Raw genomic sequence first — 18,568 nt, 5'->3', positions numbered from 1 at the left:
GACGCGGGTCACTTCCGTACCGTGTGCACCTCGTGCCACGTTCAGGACAGTCGCTCGATCACCATGGCCATGCCCTGCCCGCCACCGACGCACATGGTCTCAAGGCCGACCTGCTTGTCGTGCCGTTGCAGGGAGTTGATCAGCGTAGTCGTGATCCGGGCGCCCGTCATGCCGAACGGGTGACCGACCGCGATGGCGCCGCCGTTCACGTTGAGCCGGTCCAGGTCGATGCCCAGGTGGCGGGCGGACGGGAGCACCTGGGCGGCGAACGCCTCGTTGATCTCGACCAGATCGATGTCGTCGATCGTCATACCGGCGCGTGCCAGCGCCTGCCGGGTCGCCGCCACCGGGCCCAGGCCCATGATCTCGGGGGAGAGGGCGGAGACGCCGGTCGCGACGATGCGGGCCAGCGGCGTGAGGCCGAGGTCGCGCGCCCTGGTGTCGGACATCACGATCAGCGCGGCGGCGCCGTCGTTCAGCGGGCAGCAGTTGCCCGCGGTGACGAGGCCGTCGGGGCGGAACACCGGCTTCAGGGCGCGCACGGCGTCCAGGGTCACGCCGGGGCGCGGCCCGTCGTCCGCCGCGACCAGCGCGCCGTCGGGCGTGGTGACCGGGGTGATCTCGCGCTGCCAGAAGCCGTCGGCGAGCGCCTTCTCCGCCAGGTTCTGCGAGCGCACGGCGAACGCGTCCATCTCCTCGCGCGTCACGCCCTCGCGCTGCGCCAGGTTTTCCGCGGTCTGGCCCATGGCGAGGTAGACATCAGGGAGTTCCCCGGTTTCGCGCGGGTCGCGCCACATGGGCGCGCCGCCTTGCGCACGCGCCTCGGTGCGCGCCTCCGCCGCCGCGAACAGCGGGTTGTGGGTGCCCGGCATGCCGTCGGAGGTGCCGCGGTCGCGCCGCGACACCATCTCGACGCCCGCAGAGACGAACGCGTCGCCCTCCCCGGCCCTGATCGCGTGGAACGCCATCCGGGTCGTCTGGAGCGACGAGGCGCAGTAGCGGGTGACGGTGGCGCCGGGCAGCCCGTCCAGCCCGAGCTGGACGGCGACCACGCGCGCCAGATTGTGCCCCTGCTCGCCGCCGGGAAGTCCGCAGCCGAGGAGCAGGTCGTCCAGGTCCGCCGGATCGAGCGCGGGCACGCGGTCGAGGGCGGCCCGGATGACGGTGGCGGTCAGGTCGTCGGGCCTGAGGTCCTTCAAGGAGCCCTTGCCGGCCCGGCCGATGGGCGAGCGGGCGGCGGAGACGATCACTGCTTCTGGCACGGCGGTACCTCCGGGCGGCGATGCGGGGTCCGCGTCGCGGCGCGGCCCCGGCTCGTGGTGCGGTCCTGCGGGGTGGCCCCCTCTTGAAGTTACCCGTAAGTAGTAACGGTGTCACGTGCCCGCGGACGCCGTGACCCCCTCGTCCGCCGCGGGCAGCGGCCGCCTGCGGCGCCTGCGCAGCATCGCCCCCAGCGTCCGCCGCCCCTCGCCGCCCGCCGCGCCGCCCGCCGCGCTGACCTCGGTGCCGCCCTCGGCGGCCGCCGCCGCGGCGGCGGCCGCGACCGGCAGCAGCCGCTCGCGGCGTGCCGCCTCGGCCCGTTCCTCCACCGGCCAGGCGCCCACCGCGTCGCACAGCGTGGGCAGCATCGCCATCGCCGCGGTCTGGTAGCCCTCCGCCGAGGGGTGGTAGCGGTCGGGACCGAACAACTCCCGCGGATTGGCCGCGAACTCCGGGCCGAGCAGCGTGCCGAGCGACACCGTCCGCCCGCCCAGCTCCACGACGGCGATGGTCTGCGCGGCGGCGAGCTGACGGCACAGCCGCCTGGCGATCCAGCGCAGCGGCTGCCCCACCGGCTCGACCGAGCCCAGATCGGGACAGGTACCGACGACGACCTGGCAGCCCGCGGTGCGCAGCCGCGAGACCGCGTCGGCCAGATGCTTCACCGAACGGGCCGGCGGCACATGGCCGGTGATGTCGTTCGCACCGATCATGAGGACGCAGACGTCCGGCACCGGGGCCCGTCCCGGCTCCGTCAGCAGCAGCGAGACCTGCCGTTCCAGATCCGCGGAATCGGCCCCCGACAGCGCCACGCTGTGCAGCTCCACCGGCCGCTCCGACACCGCCGCGAGCCCTGAGGCCAGCAGCGCGCCCGGCGTCTGCCCCGAGCGGCGCACGCCCAGGCCGGCGGCCGTGGAGTCGCCCAGCATCGCCAGGCGCCACGGCGGCCCGGCCGAGGCCGCGAACGCCGTGCCGTAGACGCCGTCCGCGAGCGGCGGCTCCCCCGCGGGCGAGCGGGCCACGTGCCGCCGCGCGTACCGCATCTCGGTGAACAGCAGACCGGCCGCCGCCCCGCCGAGCAGGCTGATCCCGCCGCCTCCGTAGGCCGCCGCCGTCGCGATCCTCCGTGCCACTCTCGCCCTTGACATGACCCCTCCCGACCGTCGCACGCCTCCACTTGTGTGGTGCCCACCACGGCAGCCCGCGCAACGCAATAGGGTGCTCTCCGGCAGGCGGACGAACCCGCCCCTGATATGCGGAGATCCTGGTGCAGTTTCACGAGTCGATGATCGACCTTGTCGGCAACACCCCTCTGGTCCGGCTGACCAGCGTGACCGAGGGCATCGAGGCCACCGTGCTGGCGAAGGTGGAGTACTTCAACCCCGGCGGCTCGGTGAAGGACCGAATCGCCCTGCGGATGATCGAGGCGGCCGAACGTTCCGGCGAACTGCGGCCCGGCGGCGTCATCGTCGAGCCCACCTCGGGCAACACCGGCGTCGGCCTGGCCATCGTCGCCCAGCGCAAGGGGTACCGCTGCATCTTCGTGTGCCCTGACAAGGTTTCCACGGACAAGATCAACGTGCTGCGCGCGTACGGCGCCGAGGTCGTCGTGTGCCCCACGGCCGTCGACCCCGAGCACCCGGACTCGTACTACAACGTCTCCGACCGCCTGGTCCGCGAGACGCCCGACGCCTGGAAGCCGGACCAGTACAGCAATCCGAGCAACCCGCTCTCCCACTACGAGACGACCGGCCCCGAACTCTGGAAGCAGACCGAGGGCCGCATCACGCACTTCGTCGCCGGCGTCGGCACCGGCGGCACCATCACCGGCACCGGCCGCTACCTCAAGGAGGCCAGCGGCGGCAAGGTGCGGGTCATCGGCGCCGACCCGGAGGGCTCCGTGTACTCGGGCGGTTCCGGCCGCCCTTACCTCGTCGAGGGCGTCGGCGAGGACTTCTGGCCCACGGCCTACGACTCCGAGGTGCCGGACGAGATCGTCGCCGTCTCCGACCGCGACTCCTTCCGCATGACGCGGCGGCTGGCGCGCGAGGAGGGCCTGCTCGTCGGCGGCTCCTGCGGGATGGCGGTGGTCGGCGCCCTCGAAGTGGCGCGGCGGCTCGGCCCGGACGACGTGGTCGTCGTCCTGCTGCCGGACGGCGGGCGCGGCTACCTCAGCAAGATCTTCAACGACGAGTGGATGGCCGACTACGGCTTCCTTGAGGACGGCGGGCCGCAGACGCGGGTCGGCGACGTGCTGCGGCACAAGGCGGGCGGCCTGCCCTCCCTGGTCCACATGCACCCCGACGAGACGGTCGGCCAGGCCATCGAGGTGCTGCGGGAGTACGGCGTCTCGCAGATGCCCGTGGTCAAGCCGGGCGCGGGGCACCCGGACGTGATGGCCGCCGAGATCGTCGGCTCCGTGGTCGAACGGGAGCTGCTGGACGCGCTGTTCACGCAGCGCGCGGCCCTGGACGACCCGCTGGAACGCCACATGTGCGAACCGCTGCCGCACGTCGGCTCCGGCGAGCCGGTGGCCGACCTGATGGCGGTGCTCCAGGACGCGGACGCGGCGGTCGTCCTGGTGGACGGCAAACCGACGGGCGTGGTGAGCCGGCAGGACCTGCTCTCGTTCCTGGCCGCGGAACGCTGAACCGGGGCGCGGCGGTTCTGCCGTGGGGACATACTTGATGTGACCCTGGGCACACTTCGCGGTGGGGACGACGGCGCGACGGGCAAGAGATTCTGAAGCGTCACGGCTGAGCAACGCGTCGTTAACACCGGCCGTGCAGAGTACAGGTGTTGGCACCAAGGACCTCCGGAGCGGCTCCCGGACCTCCCTGGTCGCCCGGACACGTGGCCCCGACCCGGCCCGTGTCCCCGCGGGGACCGCCGTCGTCCCGCCCCTGGTGGACTCACCGGGGTGCGGCGGTCCCCGCCAATCGCTTCTCCGCTTACCTTTCGCGCTCGCCTTTCGCGCGGCCCGCGAGGGCCGCGCGTCCCGGGTCCGCCCGGCTCAGTCCCAGTCGTCGGAGCCCTTGTCGCGGCGCAGCACGTGCCGTCCGACGTAGCAGGCGTTCACGCCCACGATGCCGCCCCAGCAGGTCAGCAGCCCCGCGAGGCCCGTCTGGACCGCGGCGATCGCCGACAGCGGGATCGCCAGAACGAGGGAGAGCGCCGCGAGGCCGAACGCCGCACCGGGGCCATGACCGTCGCCCGGCCCTTGCGGCGCGCGCCCGCCGCGCGCGATCACCATCTGCTGCTCTGCGAGCTGCCGGCGCACCCTCTTGTCCACCGTACTGTCGATGCGCTGTTCCACCTTTTCCAGGAACGAATCGACGAGCTCCGACTCGTAGGTCTCACCGAGCTCCTTGCGCGTCTGCACGGCGGCTTCGAGATCCCTTCTGAGGTCGGAATCTTGATTCAGCTCGGAATCACGACCACTCATCATGGCGCCACCGTACGGTGCCGCCGCGGCCGTCGCACTAGGGGTAACCCCCCATTTCCGACTGCATAGAATTATGCAGATGAGTGAGGCGAGCGCGTGGCTGACCCGGCTGTTCGAGGGCCACCGGCTGACCCCGACGCAGCGCCGCATCGCGCAGTGCCTGATCCGCAGGCCCGACGAGGCGCCGTTCCTGTCCAGCGTGGAGCTGGCCGGGCTCGCCGGGGTGAGCCAGCCGTCGGTGACCCGTTTCGCCGTCGCCCTCGGGTTCGACGGGTACCCGGCGCTGCGCAGGCGGCTGCGCGAGAGCCTGCGCGACGGGCGCGCGGCGGCCGGGCCCGACGACGCCGGCCCGCCGGCGAACGTCTACCAGCGCGCCGTTCTCGCCGAGATCGGCCACCTGCGGCAGTTGGCCGCCGCGCTCGCGGACACCGCCCGCATCGAGGAGGCGGGCCGCCTGCTGGCCGCCTCCCGCCCGCTGCCCGTTCTCGGCCTGCGGGCCGCCGCGGCCGAGGCGGGCGGCTTCGCGTACTTCGCCGCGAAGGTGCACCCGGACGTCCGGCTGTTGACGGAGGGCGGTTCTGTGCTCGCCGACCGCATCGAGGCCGCCGCCGACGCGGGGGCGAGCGCGCTGCTGTGCTTCGCGCTGCCCCGCCACCCGCGCGAGGCCGCCGAGGCGCTGGCCGTGGCCAGGGGCGCGGGCCTGCGCGTGGTCACCGTGGCCGACAGCGCGGTCGCGCCCGTCGCCGGGCCCGGGGACCTGCTGCTCTCGGCGGGGGTCGGCACCGGCCTGTCGTTCGACACCGCCTGCGCGCCCGCGCTGCTGGGCCGTGCCGTGCTGGAAGCCATGTGCGACGCCCTGCCGGATGCCCAGTCCCGGCTGGAGCGCTTCGACACCCGGGCGGCGGAACGGGGCCTCTTCCTCGGCTGAGCCCGCCGATCACACCCGCCCCGCTCGCCCCGATCACGCCCGCCCCAGGCTCGCCGCACGCCCGCCGGCCGCGCCCGGCCCCGCCGCGTTCAGCAGTCCCCGCCGTACTCCGCGACCAGCTCCGCCACGGTCTGCGGGCGGCGCAGCGTGGTGAGGACCGCGGGGCCCTCGCCGTCCGCCGAGTACCCGTAGACCCCGGGGCGCGGCAGCGCGTTGTAGCCGAACGGATTGGAGAAGTAGTACGCGCCGGTGTCGAGCAGCGCCACCAGGTCGCCCGGCACCAGCCGGGGCAGCGGCCGGTCGCGCGCCACCAGGTCGCCGGCGAAACAGCACGGACCCGCCACGTCCTGCCGGACCTGGGGGCCGTCCTGCTTCGGCAGGCCGTCGGCGTGGTAGGCGGCCACGCGGATCGGCCAGGACTCGGGAACGAACACGGTGCGCACGGCGACCTGGGCGCCCGCGTGGGTGACCGCGATGGGCCGGCCGCCCGCGGACTTCGTGTACTCCACCCGGGCCAGGATGAAGCCCGACTTGGCGAGCAGCGACCGGCCGAACTCGGTGACGAGCCCGTACCTGCCGTCGAACAGCCCGGGAACGGTGCGGCGCAGCAGGCGGGCGTACTCGCGGAAGGTCGGCTTCACCTCGTCGGAGCCGAAGTTGACCGGCAGGCCGCCGCCGATGTCCAGGGTGTCGATCTGGTGGCGGCCGGCCGCCGCGTTGATCTCCTCGGCCAGCTCGTAGGTGGCGCGGACGCCCGCCGCCATTCGTTCCAGGGCCATGCCCTGGGACCCGACGTGGCAGTGCAGCCGCGTCAGCCAGGGACGGTCGGTGCAGGCGCGGACGACCCAGTCGCGGGCGCCGGGATCGCCCAGCGCCACGCCGAACTTGGAGGTCGCGGTGGCCGTGCTCATCGCGTCGATCGTGCCGCCGCCGAGCTGTGGGTTGACGCGCAGGCCGACCGGCCCGGCGGGCTCGCGGCCCGCGCCGACCAGCGCGTCCAGGCGGGCCAGCTCCTGCGGGTTGTCCGCGTTCAGCGCGATCCCGAGCGCCAGGGCCTCGGCCAGCTCGGCCGGGGTCTTCGCGGGGGAGTCCAGAACGATGCGGTCGGCGGCCAGTCCCGCCGCGCGGGCCAGGGCCAGCTCGCCGGGGCTGGCGACCTCGCAGCCGATCCCGAACCCGTCGAGCAGCCGCAGGACGGGAACGAGCGAACCGGCCTTCACAGCGAAGGTGTGCAGCACGGGCCGGCCGGGCGCGGTCACCTCGTCGAAAGCGGCGTGGAGGTCGTTGGCCGCGTCGCGGACGCCCTGGAGGTCGAGCAGGGCGGCCAGCGGCTGGTCGTCGGTGAGGGGATGCCGGGCGAGCAGCGCGCGCACGGCCAGGTCGCGTCGGGAGGGCAGAACCATGCCTCCAGCCAAACACGGCCGGGGCCCGGTCGGGGAGCGGGTGGGGAGTGGGTGGGGTCGGCGGCCGGGGCGCGGTTGACTGAAAGTATTCAGGATCTAGAGTGAATGAATGGTTCTCACCGGGGAGGCTGGCCATGGCAGGACCTCGACCCGTGCGCGCGCCCCGCGGCACCGCGCTGAGTGCGCAGGGCTGGCCGCAGGAAGCCGCGCTGCGGATGCTGCAGAACAACCTGGACCCGGAGGTCGCCGAGCATCCGGACCAGCTCGTCGTCTACGGCGGCACGGGCCGGGCGGCACGTGACTGGGCGTCCTTCGACGCGATGGCCGCGACGCTGCGCTCGCTCGGCCCCGACGAGACGATGCTCGTGCAGTCGGGGCGGCCGGTCGGGGTGATGACCACCCACCCCTGGGCGCCCCGGGTGCTGATCGCGAACTCGAACCTCGTCGGCGACTGGGCGACGTGGGAGGAGTTCCGCCGCCTCGAACGCCTGGGGCTGACCATGTACGGCCAGATGACGGCCGGTTCGTGGATCTACATCGGCACGCAGGGCATCCTCCAGGGCACCTACGAGACGTTCGCCGCGGTCGCCGCCAAGCGGTTCGGCGGGAGCCTGGCGGGGACGGTGACTCTGACGGCCGGGCTCGGCGGCATGGGCGGCGCGCAGCCGCTCGCGGTCACCATGAACGGCGGGGTGGCCGTCTGCGTCGACTGCGACCCGCGGGCCATCGAGCGGCGCATCGCCCACGGCTTCCTCGACGTCCGGGCCGACTCGGTCGCGGAGGCCATGGACCTGGCGGCCGAGGCCCGCGCCGCCCGCAGGCCGCTGTCCGTCGGCGTCCTCGGCAACGCCGCCGAGGTGCTGCCCCGGCTGCTGGCCGAGGGCGCGCCGGTGGACATCGTGACCGACCAGACCAGCGCGCACGACCCGCTGGCCTACCTGCCGACCGGGGTCGACCTCGCCGACATGGCGGCCTACGCGGCGCGGGCCCCCGAAGAGTTCACCCGGCGCGCCAGGGAGTCGATGGCCCGGCACGTCGAGGCCATGGTCGGCTTCCAGGACGCCGGGGCCGAGGTCTTCGACTACGGCAACTCGATCCGCGGCGAGGCGCGGCTGGCCGGCTACGACCGGGCGTTCGCCTTCCCCGGCTTCGTCCCCGCCTACATCAGGCCGCTGTTCTGCGAGGGCAAGGGCCCCTTCCGCTGGGCGGCGCTCAGCGGCGATCCGCGGGACATCGCGGCCACCGACCGGGCGGTACTCGAACTCTTCCCCGAAAACGAGTCCCTCGCGCGCTGGATCACGCTGGCGGGGGAGCGGGTCCGCTTCCAGGGCCTGCCCGCCCGGATCTGCTGGCTGGGCTACGGCGAACGGGAGCGCGCGGGCGAGCGGTTCAACCAGATGGTGGCGAGCGGCGAGCTGGCCGCGCCCGTGGTCATCGGCCGTGACCACCTGGACTGCGGCTCGGTCGCCTCCCCGTACCGCGAGACCGAGGGCATGCGGGACGGCTCGGACGCCATCGCGGACTGGCCGCTGCTGAACGCCATGGTCAACGTGGCCTCCGGTGCCTCGTGGGTGTCGATCCACCACGGCGGCGGCGTCGGCATGGGCCGCTCCCTGCACGCCGGGCAGGTCACGGTGGCCGACGGCACCGCCCTGGCGGGCGAGAAGATCCGCCGTGTCCTGACCAACGACCCGGGCATGGGCGTGATCCGGCACGTCGACGCGGGCTACGGCGAGGCCGAGGCGGTGGCGGCGGAACGCGGCGTCCGCATCCCCATGCGGGAGACCCCGTGAACGTGCCGGGCCACGACGCCGGGGACGCCGGGGACGCCGGGGATGACGCCCGGGACGATGCCCGGGACGCCGCGGCGGCGGGCGGGGGCGGCGCCGGCTCCTTCCGCGAGATGTGGGCCGGGCTGCGGCCGGTCGGGCGGGCGGCCTCGGGCGGGTACCACAGGTACGCCTGGACGGCCGCCGACGGGGAGCTGCGTGCCTGGTTCCGCGAGCAGGCCGCGCGGCGCGGGCTGCGGTACGAGGTGGACCGCAACGGCAACCAGTGGGCGTGGGCCGGGGACCCGGCGGCGGGCGACGCGGTCGTCACCGGGTCGCACCTGGACTCGGTGCCGGACGGCGGAGCGTTCGACGGGCCGCTCGGGGTGGTCTCCGCGTTTGCCGCGATCGACGAGCTGCGCGAGCGCGGCACCGCCGCGACCCGCCCGCTGGGCGTGGTCGGCTTCGCCGACGAGGAGGGCGCCCGCTTCGGCGTGGCCTGCGTCGGCTCCCGGCTGGCCTGCGGGCTGCTCGACCCCGACCGGGCGCGGCGGCTGCGCGACGCGGACGGCGTCACGCTGGCCCGCGCGCTGGAACGGGCGGGCCTCGACCCGGCGGCCATCGGCCCCGATCCGGAACGGCTCGGGCGCATCGGCACCTTTGTCGAGCTGCACGTCGAGCAGGGCAGGGCGCTGGCCGGTCTGGGCCGCCCCGTCGGGGTCGGCTCGGTCATCTGGCCGCACGGGCGCTGGCGCTTCGACTTCCGCGGCCAGGCCAACCACGCGGGCACCACCCGCATCGAGGACCGGCACGACCCGATGCTGACGTACGCCCACACCGTGCTCGCCGCCCGCAAGCGCGCCCGGCTGGCCGGGGCACTCGCCACCTTCGGCAAGGTCGAGGCCGAGCCGAACGCCGTCAACGCCGTGCCCGCCCTCGTCCGCGGCTGGCTCGACTCCAGGGCCCAGGACACCGCGACCCTCGACGCGCTGGTCGCCGCGATCGAACAGGGCGCGGCCGAACGCGGTGGCCGGGACGGCGTCACCGTCGCGGTCACCCGGGAGTCGCACACGCCGGGCGTCGCCTTCGCCCCGGGGCTGCGCGACGCGCTCGCCGCCCGGCTCGGCGGCGCGCCCGCGCTGCCCACGGGCGCGGGACACGACGCCGGAATCCTCGCCGCCGCCGTCCCCACCGCCATGCTGTACGTACGCAATCCGACCGGCGTCTCGCACGCACCCGAGGAGCACGCCGAGGAGACCGACTGCCTGGCCGGGGTGACCGCGCTGGCCGACGTACTGGAGGGCCTGGCGTGTCCCTGACCGAGCAGACCTACTGGGCGGAATACGCCTGGCTCAACGGCCCGGTGGAGCCGGGCGTCGTCATCTCCACGTCCCGCACGGGACACATCTCGTCCGTGGCGCCCGGCGCGGCGGAGCCGCCCGTGGGCTGCGTCCCGCTGCGCGGCCTGACCCTGCCCGGCCTGGCCAACGTGCACAGCCACGCGTTCCACCGGGCGCTGCGCTCCGCCACCCAGGTGGGCAGCGGCACCTTCTGGACGTGGCGCAACGCCATGTACGACATCGCCTCCCGGCTGGACCCCGACCTCTGCCACGCCCTGGCCCGCGCCGTCTACGCGGAGATGGCACTGGCGGGCGTCACGTGCGTCGGCGAATTCCACTACGTCCACCATGCGGCGGGCGGCACCCGCTACGGCAACCAGAACGCGATGGGCGAGGCGCTGATCGCCGCGGCGGCGGACGCCGGAATCCGGATGACGCTCCTCGACACCTGCTACCTCGCCGCCGGCTTCGGCCGGGAGCCCACCGGCGTGCAGCTGCGCTTCTCCGACGGCACCGCGGCGCGGTGGGCCGAACGGGCCGACGCGCTGCGCGGGAACGGCACCACCCGGATCGGCGCGGCCATCCACTCCGTCCGGGCGGTGCCCGCCGGGGAGCTGGCCCAGGTCGCCGCCTGGGCCGAGGAGCGCGGGGCGCCGCTGCACGTCCACCTCTCCGAGCAGCCGAAGGAGAACGAGGACTGCCTCGGCGCGCACGGCCGCACCCCCGCCGAACTCCTCGCGGACCACGGGGTGCTGGGGCCGCGCACCACCGCCGTGCACGCCACGCACCTCACCGGCGAGGACATCGAACTCCTCGGCCGCAGCGCCACCGTCGTCTGTCTGTGCCCCACCACGGAACGCGACCTCGCCGACGGCATCGGCCCCGCCGCCCGGCTGCGCGCCGCGGGCAGCCCGCTGTGCCTGGGCAGCGACAGCCACGCCGTCATCGACCTGCTGGCGGAGGCGCGCGCCCTCGAACTGCACGAGCGCCTCAGCACCCGCGTCCGCGGCCACTTCACCGCCGACCAGCTGCTGCGCTTCACGGCCGAGGACGGGCACGCCGCCCTCGGCTGGCCGGAGGCCGGGCGGATCGAGCCGGGGTGCCTGGCCGACTTCACCACGGTCGCGCTCGACAGCGTCAGGACCGCGGGGCCGCCGCCCCGGATGGCGCTCCAGGCCGCCGTCTTCGCCGCGACCGGGGCCGACGTGCGCCACACCGTCGTCGGCGGGCGGCACATCGTCAGGGACGGCGGCCACCAACTGGTGCCGAATGTGCCCGCGGCCCTCGCGGAATCCGTCGCCGCGCTCCGCGCCGCCCGCTGAACAGCGGCAGGAGCACCAGGGGCACCAGGGGCACCAGGAGCAGGAAGAGGACCAGGAAGAGGACCAGGAGGAGGAGCCCGCCATGTCCCGGCCCACCGGCCCCGACGCGCACCGCGCCCACGGCACGCACCGCGCCCCCAGCACCCCCAGCACGGCCGGCGCCCCCAGCACCGCGATCACCAACATCGGCGTACTCATCACCAACGACCCCTCCCTCGGCCCAGGCCCGCTCGGACCGGTCCGGGACGCGGCCGTCGTCATCGAGGGCGACCGCATCGTCTGGACCGGCACATCCAGTAGAGCACCCGCCACTGACAGTCACTACGACGCGGGAGGCGGAGCCGTCGTTCCCGGCTTCGTCGACTCGCACTCCCACCTGCTGTTCGCGGGCGACCGCACCGCCGAGTTCCACGCCAGGATGTCCGGCCGCCCCTATACCGCGGGCGGCATCAGGACCACCGTCGCGGCGACCCGCCGGGCCACCGACGCCGAACTGTCCGCCAACCTCGCCGCGTTCCTGCGCGAAATGCTCCGGCAGGGCACCACCACCGTGGAGACGAAGTCCGGCTACGGCCTCACCGTGGCGGACGAGGCGCGCGCCCTGCGGATCGCCACGGAGCACACCGAGGAGGTGACCTACCTCGGCGCCCACGTCGTTCCCCCCGAGCACGCCGCGTCCCCCGAGGACTACGTGGCCCTGGTGACCGGGCCGATGCTCGACGCCTGCGCGCCGTACGCCCGGTGGATCGACGTCTTCTGCGAGCGCGGCGCCTTCGACGCCGGGCAGGCGCGTGCCGTGCTGGCCGCGGGCCGGGCGCGTGGTCTCCGCCCGCGCGTGCACGCCAACCAGCTCGGCCCCGGGCCCGGTGTCCGGCTCGCCGTCGAGGCCGGGGCCAGGTCCGCCGACCACTGCACGCACCTCACGGACGCGGACGTCGACGCCCTGGCCCAGGGCGGCACCGTGGCAACCCTGCTGCCGGGCTGCGAGTTCTCCACCCGCGCGCCCTACCCGGACGCGCGCCGCCTGCTCGACGCGGGCGCCGTCGTCGCGCTGGCGAGCGACTGCAATCCGGGCTCCTCGTTCACCAGCTCCATGCCGTTCTGCGTGGCCGTCGCGGTGCGCGAGATGGGCATGACGCCCGACGAGGCGCTGTGGTCGGCCACCGCGGGGGGCGCCGCGGCGCTGGACCGCACCGACGTCGGCCGCCTGGCGCCCGGGGCCCGCGCCGACCTGGTCCTGCTGGACGCGCCCTCGCCGGTGCACCTCGCCTACCGTCCCGGCGTGCCGCTGGTCGCCGCGGTCTGGCGCCGGGGGCGGCGCGAGCTCCAGGACAGGATCTAAGGCCCCGCGCCCCGGCTAAGGCGCCCCGCGCCGGACTAAGGCCCGTAGCGCCGCGGAACGCCGTTCGGCATGGTGTCCGTCGCCGGAACGACCGGGCGGCCGAACGAGACGGGGAGTTGACACGCGTGACCGACGATGTGACCGAGGGCGCCGCACCGGCCGCACAACTGCCGCGTGAGGACCGGGGGCTCGGGAGCCGGTTCTGGACGCTGTGGTCGGCGAGCACGGTCACCAACCTCGGCCAGGGCGCCAGCGCCGTCGCCTTCCCGTGGCTGGCGACCACCCTCACCAACGACGCCTTCCTCGTCGCGCTGACGGGCGTGGCGGTTCGCCTGCCCTGGCTGCTGTTCAGCCTCCCGGCCGGGGTGCTCGCGGACCGGCTCGACCGGCGGCACCTCATGCTGTGGATGAGCGCCGCCCGCGCGCTGATCGTGGGCGTCGTCGCGCTGCTCGTCGCCCTGGACGCCATGTCCCTGCCGGTGCTGTGCGCCTGCGCGCTGGCCCTCGGCTTCGCCGAGGTGCTGTTCGACAACACCGCGCAGGTCCTGCTGCCCTCCGTGGTCGCCCGTGCGCACCTGCCCACCGCGAACGGCCGGCTCATGGCGGCCCAGATGGTGTCGGACGACTTCGTGGCCAGGCCCCTCGGCGGCGCGCTGCTCGGCTTCGCGCTGGCCGCGCCGTTCGTCTTCGACGCGGGCGCGGCAGTCGCCACCGGCGCGGTGCTGCTCCTGCTGCGCGGCAGCTACCGCGTGCGCACGGCGCACGAGCCGGGCGCGAAGGCCGCGCCGCGCCGCTCGATGCGGGCCGAAATCGCCGAGGGCGTGCGCTGGTTGTGGGGCATTCCGGTGCTGCGCCGCCTGGCGGTCTCGCTTGCGGTGATCAACGGTTCGACGCAGGCGGCGCTCGCCGTCTACGTGCTGTACGCGCAGGAGGTGCTGGGGCTGGGACCGGTCGGGTTCGCCGTGCTGACCTCGGCCGCCGGGGCCGGCGGCGTGCTGGGCGGCCTGCTGGCGGGCCGGGCGGCGCGGCGGCTGGGTCCGGCGCGTTCCCTGCTGGTCCTGCTGGCCCTCCAGGTGATCGCGTTCGCGGCCGCCGCGGTGGCCTCCCACGCCCTGGTGGTCGGGGTGGCGATGAGCGCGACCGGATTTGGCGCGGTGCTGTGGAACGTCACGACCGTTTCGTTGCGGCAGACGATCATTCCGGACCGGCTGCTGGGGCGCGTCAACAGCGTCTACCGGCTGCTCGGCTGGGGCGCCATGCCGCTGGGCATGCTGGCGGGCGGCGGGCTCGTGGCCCTGGTGGAGGCGGAGTTCGGCCGCGAGGCGGGGCTGCGCGCCCCGTTCCTCGCCGTCGCCGTCATCTGTGCCGCTCTTACGGTGTACGTGCGCCGGCACCTGCATGCGCGGGCCATCGCGGAGGCCCTCGCCGACGCGCGATGACGCGGCACGGGCGCCGTTCGCGCCTCAGCTCCGCGCGCTCCGCGCACTCTGGGCGGCTGCGGCGGCCCACCCGCGGGCCAGCCTCAGCTCCTCCGTATGCAGCGCCTCGCCCGCCGCGATGACGCGCGGGCGCAGCTCGGGCCGCGTGGTCTGGGCGCGGAAGAGGAACGAGACCGACACCTCGTGGTCCGGCCGTTCGACGATCTCCACCGGGTCCCCGGCGCGCACGGCGCCCGGCTGGATCACGCGGAAGTAGGCGCCGGGCGCGGCATCCTGCGTGAACCGCTTGACCCACCCCCGCTCGCCCAGCCAGTCGGCGAACGTGCGGCACGGAATCCGCGCCGAGGTGGCCTCGATGATCAGGTCGGCGCCCACCCGCCACCGTTCGCCGATGCGCACGTCGCCGACGTCGATGCCGCAGGTCGTGAGGTTCTCGCCGAAGACGCCGTTCCCCAGGCGCCGGTCGAGCGCGGCCTCCCAGCGGTCCAGGTCCTCGCGGGCGAACGCGTACACCGCCTGGTCGTCACCCCCGTGGTGGCGGCGGTCGCAGACCATGTCGCCGGCCAGGCCGCTGCCCCCGACCCCCTTGGGGCCTGGCGCCGACACCTCCACCGGACCCGGCACTGGGCGCTTGTTGATGCCGGTCAGGCCGTCCGGCGCGTCGGTGAACGCGTCGGCACCCGCCTGCCCGAGATTGACGGACAGCACTGTGCGCAGCATGCATGCACCCTAACGGCCGTCGAAGACCCGGCGCATGGGCTTTTCCACCGCCCGGTCAGCCGGCCGCGGGCAGGTCGGGCAGGTCGGGCAGGTCGAGCACCGCCTTGCCGGGTACGCGGCCCTCGGCCAGGGCCGTGATGGCCTCCGGGGTGCGCGTCCAGGCGCCGCGCCAGCCGACCTGCGCGTCCAGCTCGCCGCCGGCCAGCAGCCCGGCGAGCCAGCTCAGGTCCGCGCCGAGCCCGTCGGCGTCGTCCAGCAGGAAGAACGTGGCGATGCTGCGGTCGGTGCCCAGCAGTCCGGAGAAGTCGCTTTCCGCGAACGACTCGCCCCGGCCGGACGTGTGCCCCATGGCGATCAGCGTGCCGTGGCGCCCGAGCGTCCGGTAGGCCGCCACCATGTGGTCCCCGCCGACCAAGTCGATCACGCCGTGCACCGGCCCGGCCAGCCCCGCGATCCCGTCCGTGCCGATGACGACCTCGTCCGCGCCGAGCCCGCGCAGCGTCTGCTCCTTGGCCGGGTCGGTGGTCGTCGCGACGACGTGGGCGCCGCCGCGTGCGGCGAGCTGAACGGCGAACCGCCCGACGCCGCCGCCCGCCCCGGTGATCAGGACGCGGCGGCCGAGGAGAGGGCCGAGGCGGTGCAGGCCGCGCAGCGCGGACCCGGCCGCGACCGGCAGCGTGCTGACCGCGCCGAGGTCGGCGCCCTGCGGAACGGCGCCGAGCAGCGCGGTGTCAACGGCGCGCAGCTCCGCCCACGCGCCGTCCGCGGCCAACGACACCACCGGAGTGCCGGCGGCGGGCCCTGAACCGTCGGCCGCCGCCCGTTCGACGATCCCCGCCGCGTCCCAGCCGGGCACGGTGCCCATCTCGCCGTCCGGTACGACGGAGACGACCTCGCCGTAGTTGACGGAGAACGCGGCGACGCGGATCAGCGCCTGGTGCGGGGCGGGTGCCGGCTCCGGCACCTCGGCGAGGGTCAGGTGGTCCGGGCGGGTGTGGTCGATCGTCCAGGCGCGCATCCGCGGCTCTCCCTTGCCGCCGGGGCCCTCGGGCCCCGGCACGGTGCCTTCCCGGCCGGTGGTCCGGCCGGGTCGGGAAAAATATGCCAGTGACCAGCATTAGCTGGCAACAGGCTTTTGCTGGCAGCTGGCGAGGCGCCGCGAGTACACTCGGCGCCGTGCGTGAGGGGAGCCCTGCGGGGAACGAAGGGGACGAGCGGCAGGCCGGGCCAGCCGGGAGCGTCGGCCCGGCCGGGAGCGTCGGCCCGGCCGGGCCCGCCGGGCTGACGCTGCGCGAACGCAAGAAACTCCGCACGCGCCGCGCCCTGGTGGAGGAGGCACTGCGGCTGTTCACCGAGCAGGGCTTCGGGGAGACCACGCTCGACGAGCTGGTGGACGCCGTGGAGATCTCGCAGCGCACCTTCTTCCGCACCTTCGCGTCCAAGGAGGACGTCGCCCTGGCGCCGGAAAAGGAGCTGTGGGCGGCGTACGTCGCGGACATCGAGGCCCGCCCGCCGGGCCCCGGCGACTCCCCGCTGGCCTCCTACGAGGAGACGCTGTTCGCCGCGGTACGGGAGATGGCCGCGGGCTGGGAACGCCGGTTCCTGTGCAGCCGCGCTCTGTGCGAGCGCACCCCGGCGCTGCTCGCGCACAGCCTCCGGCACTGCGCGGAGGTGACCGACCGCGTGCTGCACATCACCGCGGAACGCCGGCCGGCCGCCACCGGCGGCGGCCGTGACCAGGAGCTGCGGCTCCTCCTGCTGCTTGAGCTGATGCTCGCCGCATGGCGGTGGGCCGTGCGGCAGTGGGCCGCCGCGGGCCAGGGGGCCGACCGCGAAGCGCTGTACGGACACATGCGCGAAGCATTCGCCGCGATCCCCGACGCCGCCGCCCTCGCACGCCGCTGAGCAGCTGAACGACTGCACCGCCGCCGTGGTCCTGGCCCGACAGCAAGGGCCCGGGAACGGTGCGTTCGTTCCCGGGCCTCTCCGCCGTGTCCGCCCGTGTCGGGTGGGCGGTGTTACTCCGTTACTCCTCCACCATCAGGCCCCGGCGCAACTTGCCGAGTGTCCTGGCCAGCAGCCGCGAGACGTGCATCTGCGAGATGCCCAGCTCCTCGCCGATCTCCGACTGCGTCATGTTCGCCACGAAGCGAAGCGAAAGAATCTGCCGGTCGCGCGGCGCGAGCTGCGCGATCAGGGGTTTGAGGGACTCGATGTACTCGATGCCCTCAAGTCCGTGGTCCTCGTAGCCGATGCGGTCGGCGAGCGCGCCCTCCGCGTCGTCCTCCTCCGGCTGCGCGTCCAGCGAGCTGGCCGTGTAGGCATTGGACGCGGCCATGCCCTCCACGACTTCTTCCTCGCTGATCTTCAGCCGCTCGGCCAGCTCGGAAACGGTCGGGGACCTGTCCAGCTTCTGTGCCAGCTCGTCGCCCGCCTTGGCGAGGTCGAGCCGCAGCTCCTGGAGACGCCGCGGCACCCGGACCGACCAGGAGGTGTCGCGGAAGAAGCGCTTGATCTCGCCGACGATCGTCGGCATCGCGAACGTGGGGAATTCCACACCGCGGTCGGCCTCGAAGCGGTCGATCGCCTTGATCAGACCTATCGTGCCGACCTGGACGATGTCCTCCATCGGTTCGCTGCGGGAACGGAACCTCGCCGCGGCGAACTTCACCAGCGCCAGGTTCAGCTCGACCAGAGTGTTCCGTACGTATGCGTACTCATGCGTGCCCTCTTCGAGCGTCCGCAGCCGGGCGAAGAGGCTCTTCGACAGGGCGCGCGCGTCGAGCGGCGCCACCTCGTCGTAGGGCGGGATCTCGGGCAGCGACGCGAGGAAGTCGTCCGCCGCCGGTTCAGTGGCGGGGGAGGACGGAACGTCGGCCGCGGGGGCGTCGGAACGCGGATCATGAGTACGAGGGGCCGGTGACATGGTGTGTCCTCCGTAAGTCTCTCGGCATATGGCTGCCGAAGCCGTGACGTGCACTGCGGGGTGCGGCGCCTCCAAAGCCGGCTCGGAAAATGCAATGTCTCTAGACCTACCGGTCGCGCAGCGGCGATGGCAAGTCTGCTACGCCCGAATTCCGAAGAACGTCGGGGTTGTTCGGGTGTTGGGCCGTCGCCCTACGGGCTAAGGTTTCGAACCTAGCCAGGAACGGGCTCCGAAATGAAGGGGGCTGCATGGACCGTGGCACGCCGGACGAGGCGAACCGCCACCGCCTGACGGTCGATGTGCGCCGCGCGGGCTCGGGTGCGGTGATCACGCCGGCCGGAGAGCTTGATCATCACTCCGCCGAGAAGCTGCGCGAGTCACTGGACCAGTGCGTGGCCGATGGTTGTTTCCGGATCGTTATCGACTGTTCGGGATTGGAGTTCTGCGACTCCACCGGCCTCAATGTGCTCCTCGCCACACGCGTGGACGTCGAGGCCGCCGGAGGGCAAGTGCACCTGGCCGGAATGCGCCCAAATGTCGCCCGTGTCTTCGAGATAACGGGCGCCGGGGCCGTCTTCACCCTCCACGGGAGCCTCGACGACGCCCTCGCGGCCCTTCCCTCGGACTGATTCCGACCGATCGCCGTTCCCGGCCCGCTGTACGGGACGCGGTCG

General features: G+C 74.1%; 16 protein-coding genes. 9 read left to right on the top strand and 7 right to left on the bottom strand.

Features of this window, described 5'->3' with window-relative positions:
• Nucleotides 1-41: 41 nt before the first annotated feature.
• Nucleotides 42-1,262 (bottom strand): acetyl-CoA C-acetyltransferase, encoded by a 1,221-nt coding sequence (locus RM779_RS03495; protein ID WP_311615656.1) that lies wholly within the window; start codon nucleotides 1,260-1,262, stop codon nucleotides 42-44.
• A 111-nt stretch (nucleotides 1,263-1,373) separates the two neighbouring features.
• Nucleotides 1,374-2,408, bottom strand: coding sequence for an SGNH/GDSL hydrolase family protein (locus tag RM779_RS03490; RefSeq protein ID WP_311615654.1), 1,035 nt, complete (start codon nucleotides 2,406-2,408; stop codon nucleotides 1,374-1,376).
• Between the two features lie 119 nt (nucleotides 2,409-2,527).
• On the opposite strand from RM779_RS03490, the gene RM779_RS03485 reads away from it, so the two are divergent.
• The gene (locus RM779_RS03485) at nucleotides 2,528-3,910 is read left to right on the top strand and encodes a cystathionine beta-synthase (RefSeq protein WP_311615652.1); all 1,383 of its coding nucleotides are present in this window, start codon (nucleotides 2,528-2,530) and stop codon (nucleotides 3,908-3,910) included.
• Between the two features lie 363 nt (nucleotides 3,911-4,273).
• Here the strand turns inward: RM779_RS03485 and RM779_RS03480 are convergent, their stop codons facing one another.
• Nucleotides 4,274-4,705: a hypothetical protein gene (locus RM779_RS03480; RefSeq protein ID WP_077063515.1), complete on the bottom strand. Its 432-nt coding sequence runs from the start codon at nucleotides 4,703-4,705 to the stop codon at nucleotides 4,274-4,276.
• A gap of 79 nt (nucleotides 4,706-4,784) precedes the next feature.
• On the opposite strand from RM779_RS03480, the gene RM779_RS03475 reads away from it, so the two are divergent.
• The gene (locus tag RM779_RS03475; protein ID WP_311615650.1) at nucleotides 4,785-5,633 is read left to right on the top strand and encodes a MurR/RpiR family transcriptional regulator; all 849 of its coding nucleotides are present in this window, start codon (nucleotides 4,785-4,787) and stop codon (nucleotides 5,631-5,633) included.
• 89 nt (nucleotides 5,634-5,722) lie between these two features.
• Here the strand turns inward: RM779_RS03475 and RM779_RS03470 are convergent, their stop codons facing one another.
• Nucleotides 5,723-7,036 carry a type III PLP-dependent enzyme domain-containing protein gene (locus RM779_RS03470; protein WP_311615648.1) on the bottom strand — a complete coding sequence of 438 codons (1,314 nt, stop codon included), beginning with the start codon at nucleotides 7,034-7,036 and terminating at the stop codon, nucleotides 5,723-5,725.
• Between the two features lie 134 nt (nucleotides 7,037-7,170).
• Between RM779_RS03470 and hutU the strand changes: the two genes are divergently transcribed.
• From hutU to RM779_RS03445, 5 genes are all read left to right on the top strand, one after another.
• On the top strand, nucleotides 7,171-8,829 hold the full coding sequence (gene hutU / locus RM779_RS03465) for a urocanate hydratase (RefSeq protein ID WP_311615646.1): 1,659 nt from the start codon (nucleotides 7,171-7,173) through the stop codon (nucleotides 8,827-8,829).
• Between the two features lie 110 nt (nucleotides 8,830-8,939).
• Complete coding sequence (locus RM779_RS03460; protein ID WP_311616490.1) at nucleotides 8,940-10,124, top strand: allantoate amidohydrolase; 1,185 nt, start codon at nucleotides 8,940-8,942, stop codon at nucleotides 10,122-10,124.
• Complete coding sequence (locus RM779_RS03455; RefSeq protein ID WP_311615644.1) at nucleotides 10,115-11,467, top strand: formimidoylglutamate deiminase; 1,353 nt, start codon at nucleotides 10,115-10,117, stop codon at nucleotides 11,465-11,467. The genes RM779_RS03460 and RM779_RS03455 overlap by 10 nt, the downstream gene beginning before the upstream one ends.
• Before the next feature lie 82 nt (nucleotides 11,468-11,549).
• Nucleotides 11,550-12,809 carry an imidazolonepropionase gene (gene hutI, locus RM779_RS03450; protein WP_311615642.1) on the top strand — a complete coding sequence of 420 codons (1,260 nt, stop codon included), beginning with the start codon at nucleotides 11,550-11,552 and terminating at the stop codon, nucleotides 12,807-12,809.
• Between the two features lie 125 nt (nucleotides 12,810-12,934).
• Complete coding sequence (locus RM779_RS03445; RefSeq protein ID WP_311615639.1) at nucleotides 12,935-14,248, top strand: MFS transporter; 1,314 nt, start codon at nucleotides 12,935-12,937, stop codon at nucleotides 14,246-14,248.
• 24 nt (nucleotides 14,249-14,272) lie between these two features.
• Here RM779_RS03445 and RM779_RS03440 read toward each other — a convergent pair whose 3' ends face one another.
• Together RM779_RS03440 and RM779_RS03435 are read right to left on the bottom strand one after the other, a co-directional pair.
• A complete protein-coding gene (locus tag RM779_RS03440) occupies nucleotides 14,273-14,968 on the bottom strand; it encodes an MOSC domain-containing protein (RefSeq protein ID WP_311615637.1) in 696 nt (231 codons plus the stop codon).
• A 55-nt stretch (nucleotides 14,969-15,023) separates the two neighbouring features.
• A complete protein-coding gene (locus tag RM779_RS03435) occupies nucleotides 15,024-15,986 on the bottom strand; it encodes a zinc-binding dehydrogenase (RefSeq protein WP_311615635.1) in 963 nt (320 codons plus the stop codon).
• A gap of 158 nt (nucleotides 15,987-16,144) precedes the next feature.
• Here RM779_RS03435 and RM779_RS03430 point away from each other — a divergent pair, with 158 nt between their 5' ends.
• Nucleotides 16,145-16,873 carry a TetR/AcrR family transcriptional regulator gene (locus tag RM779_RS03430; protein WP_311615633.1) on the top strand — a complete coding sequence of 243 codons (729 nt, stop codon included), beginning with the start codon at nucleotides 16,145-16,147 and terminating at the stop codon, nucleotides 16,871-16,873.
• Between the two features lie 121 nt (nucleotides 16,874-16,994).
• Here RM779_RS03430 and RM779_RS03425 read toward each other — a convergent pair whose 3' ends face one another.
• Nucleotides 16,995-17,894: an RNA polymerase sigma factor SigF gene (locus RM779_RS03425; protein WP_311615631.1), complete on the bottom strand. Its 900-nt coding sequence runs from the start codon at nucleotides 17,892-17,894 to the stop codon at nucleotides 16,995-16,997.
• 248 nt (nucleotides 17,895-18,142) lie between these two features.
• On the opposite strand from RM779_RS03425, the gene RM779_RS03420 reads away from it, so the two are divergent.
• A complete protein-coding gene (locus tag RM779_RS03420) occupies nucleotides 18,143-18,523 on the top strand; it encodes an STAS domain-containing protein (protein ID WP_077061015.1) in 381 nt (126 codons plus the stop codon).
• Nucleotides 18,524-18,568 lie beyond the last annotated feature (45 nt).

This window comes from Streptomyces johnsoniae (genome assembly GCF_031845565.1).
Lineage (GTDB): Bacteria > Actinomycetota > Actinomycetes > Streptomycetales > Streptomycetaceae > Streptomyces > Streptomyces johnsoniae.
Note: the sequence above shows the minus strand (reverse complement) of the source record. Positions and strands in the feature narration are given on the sequence as shown.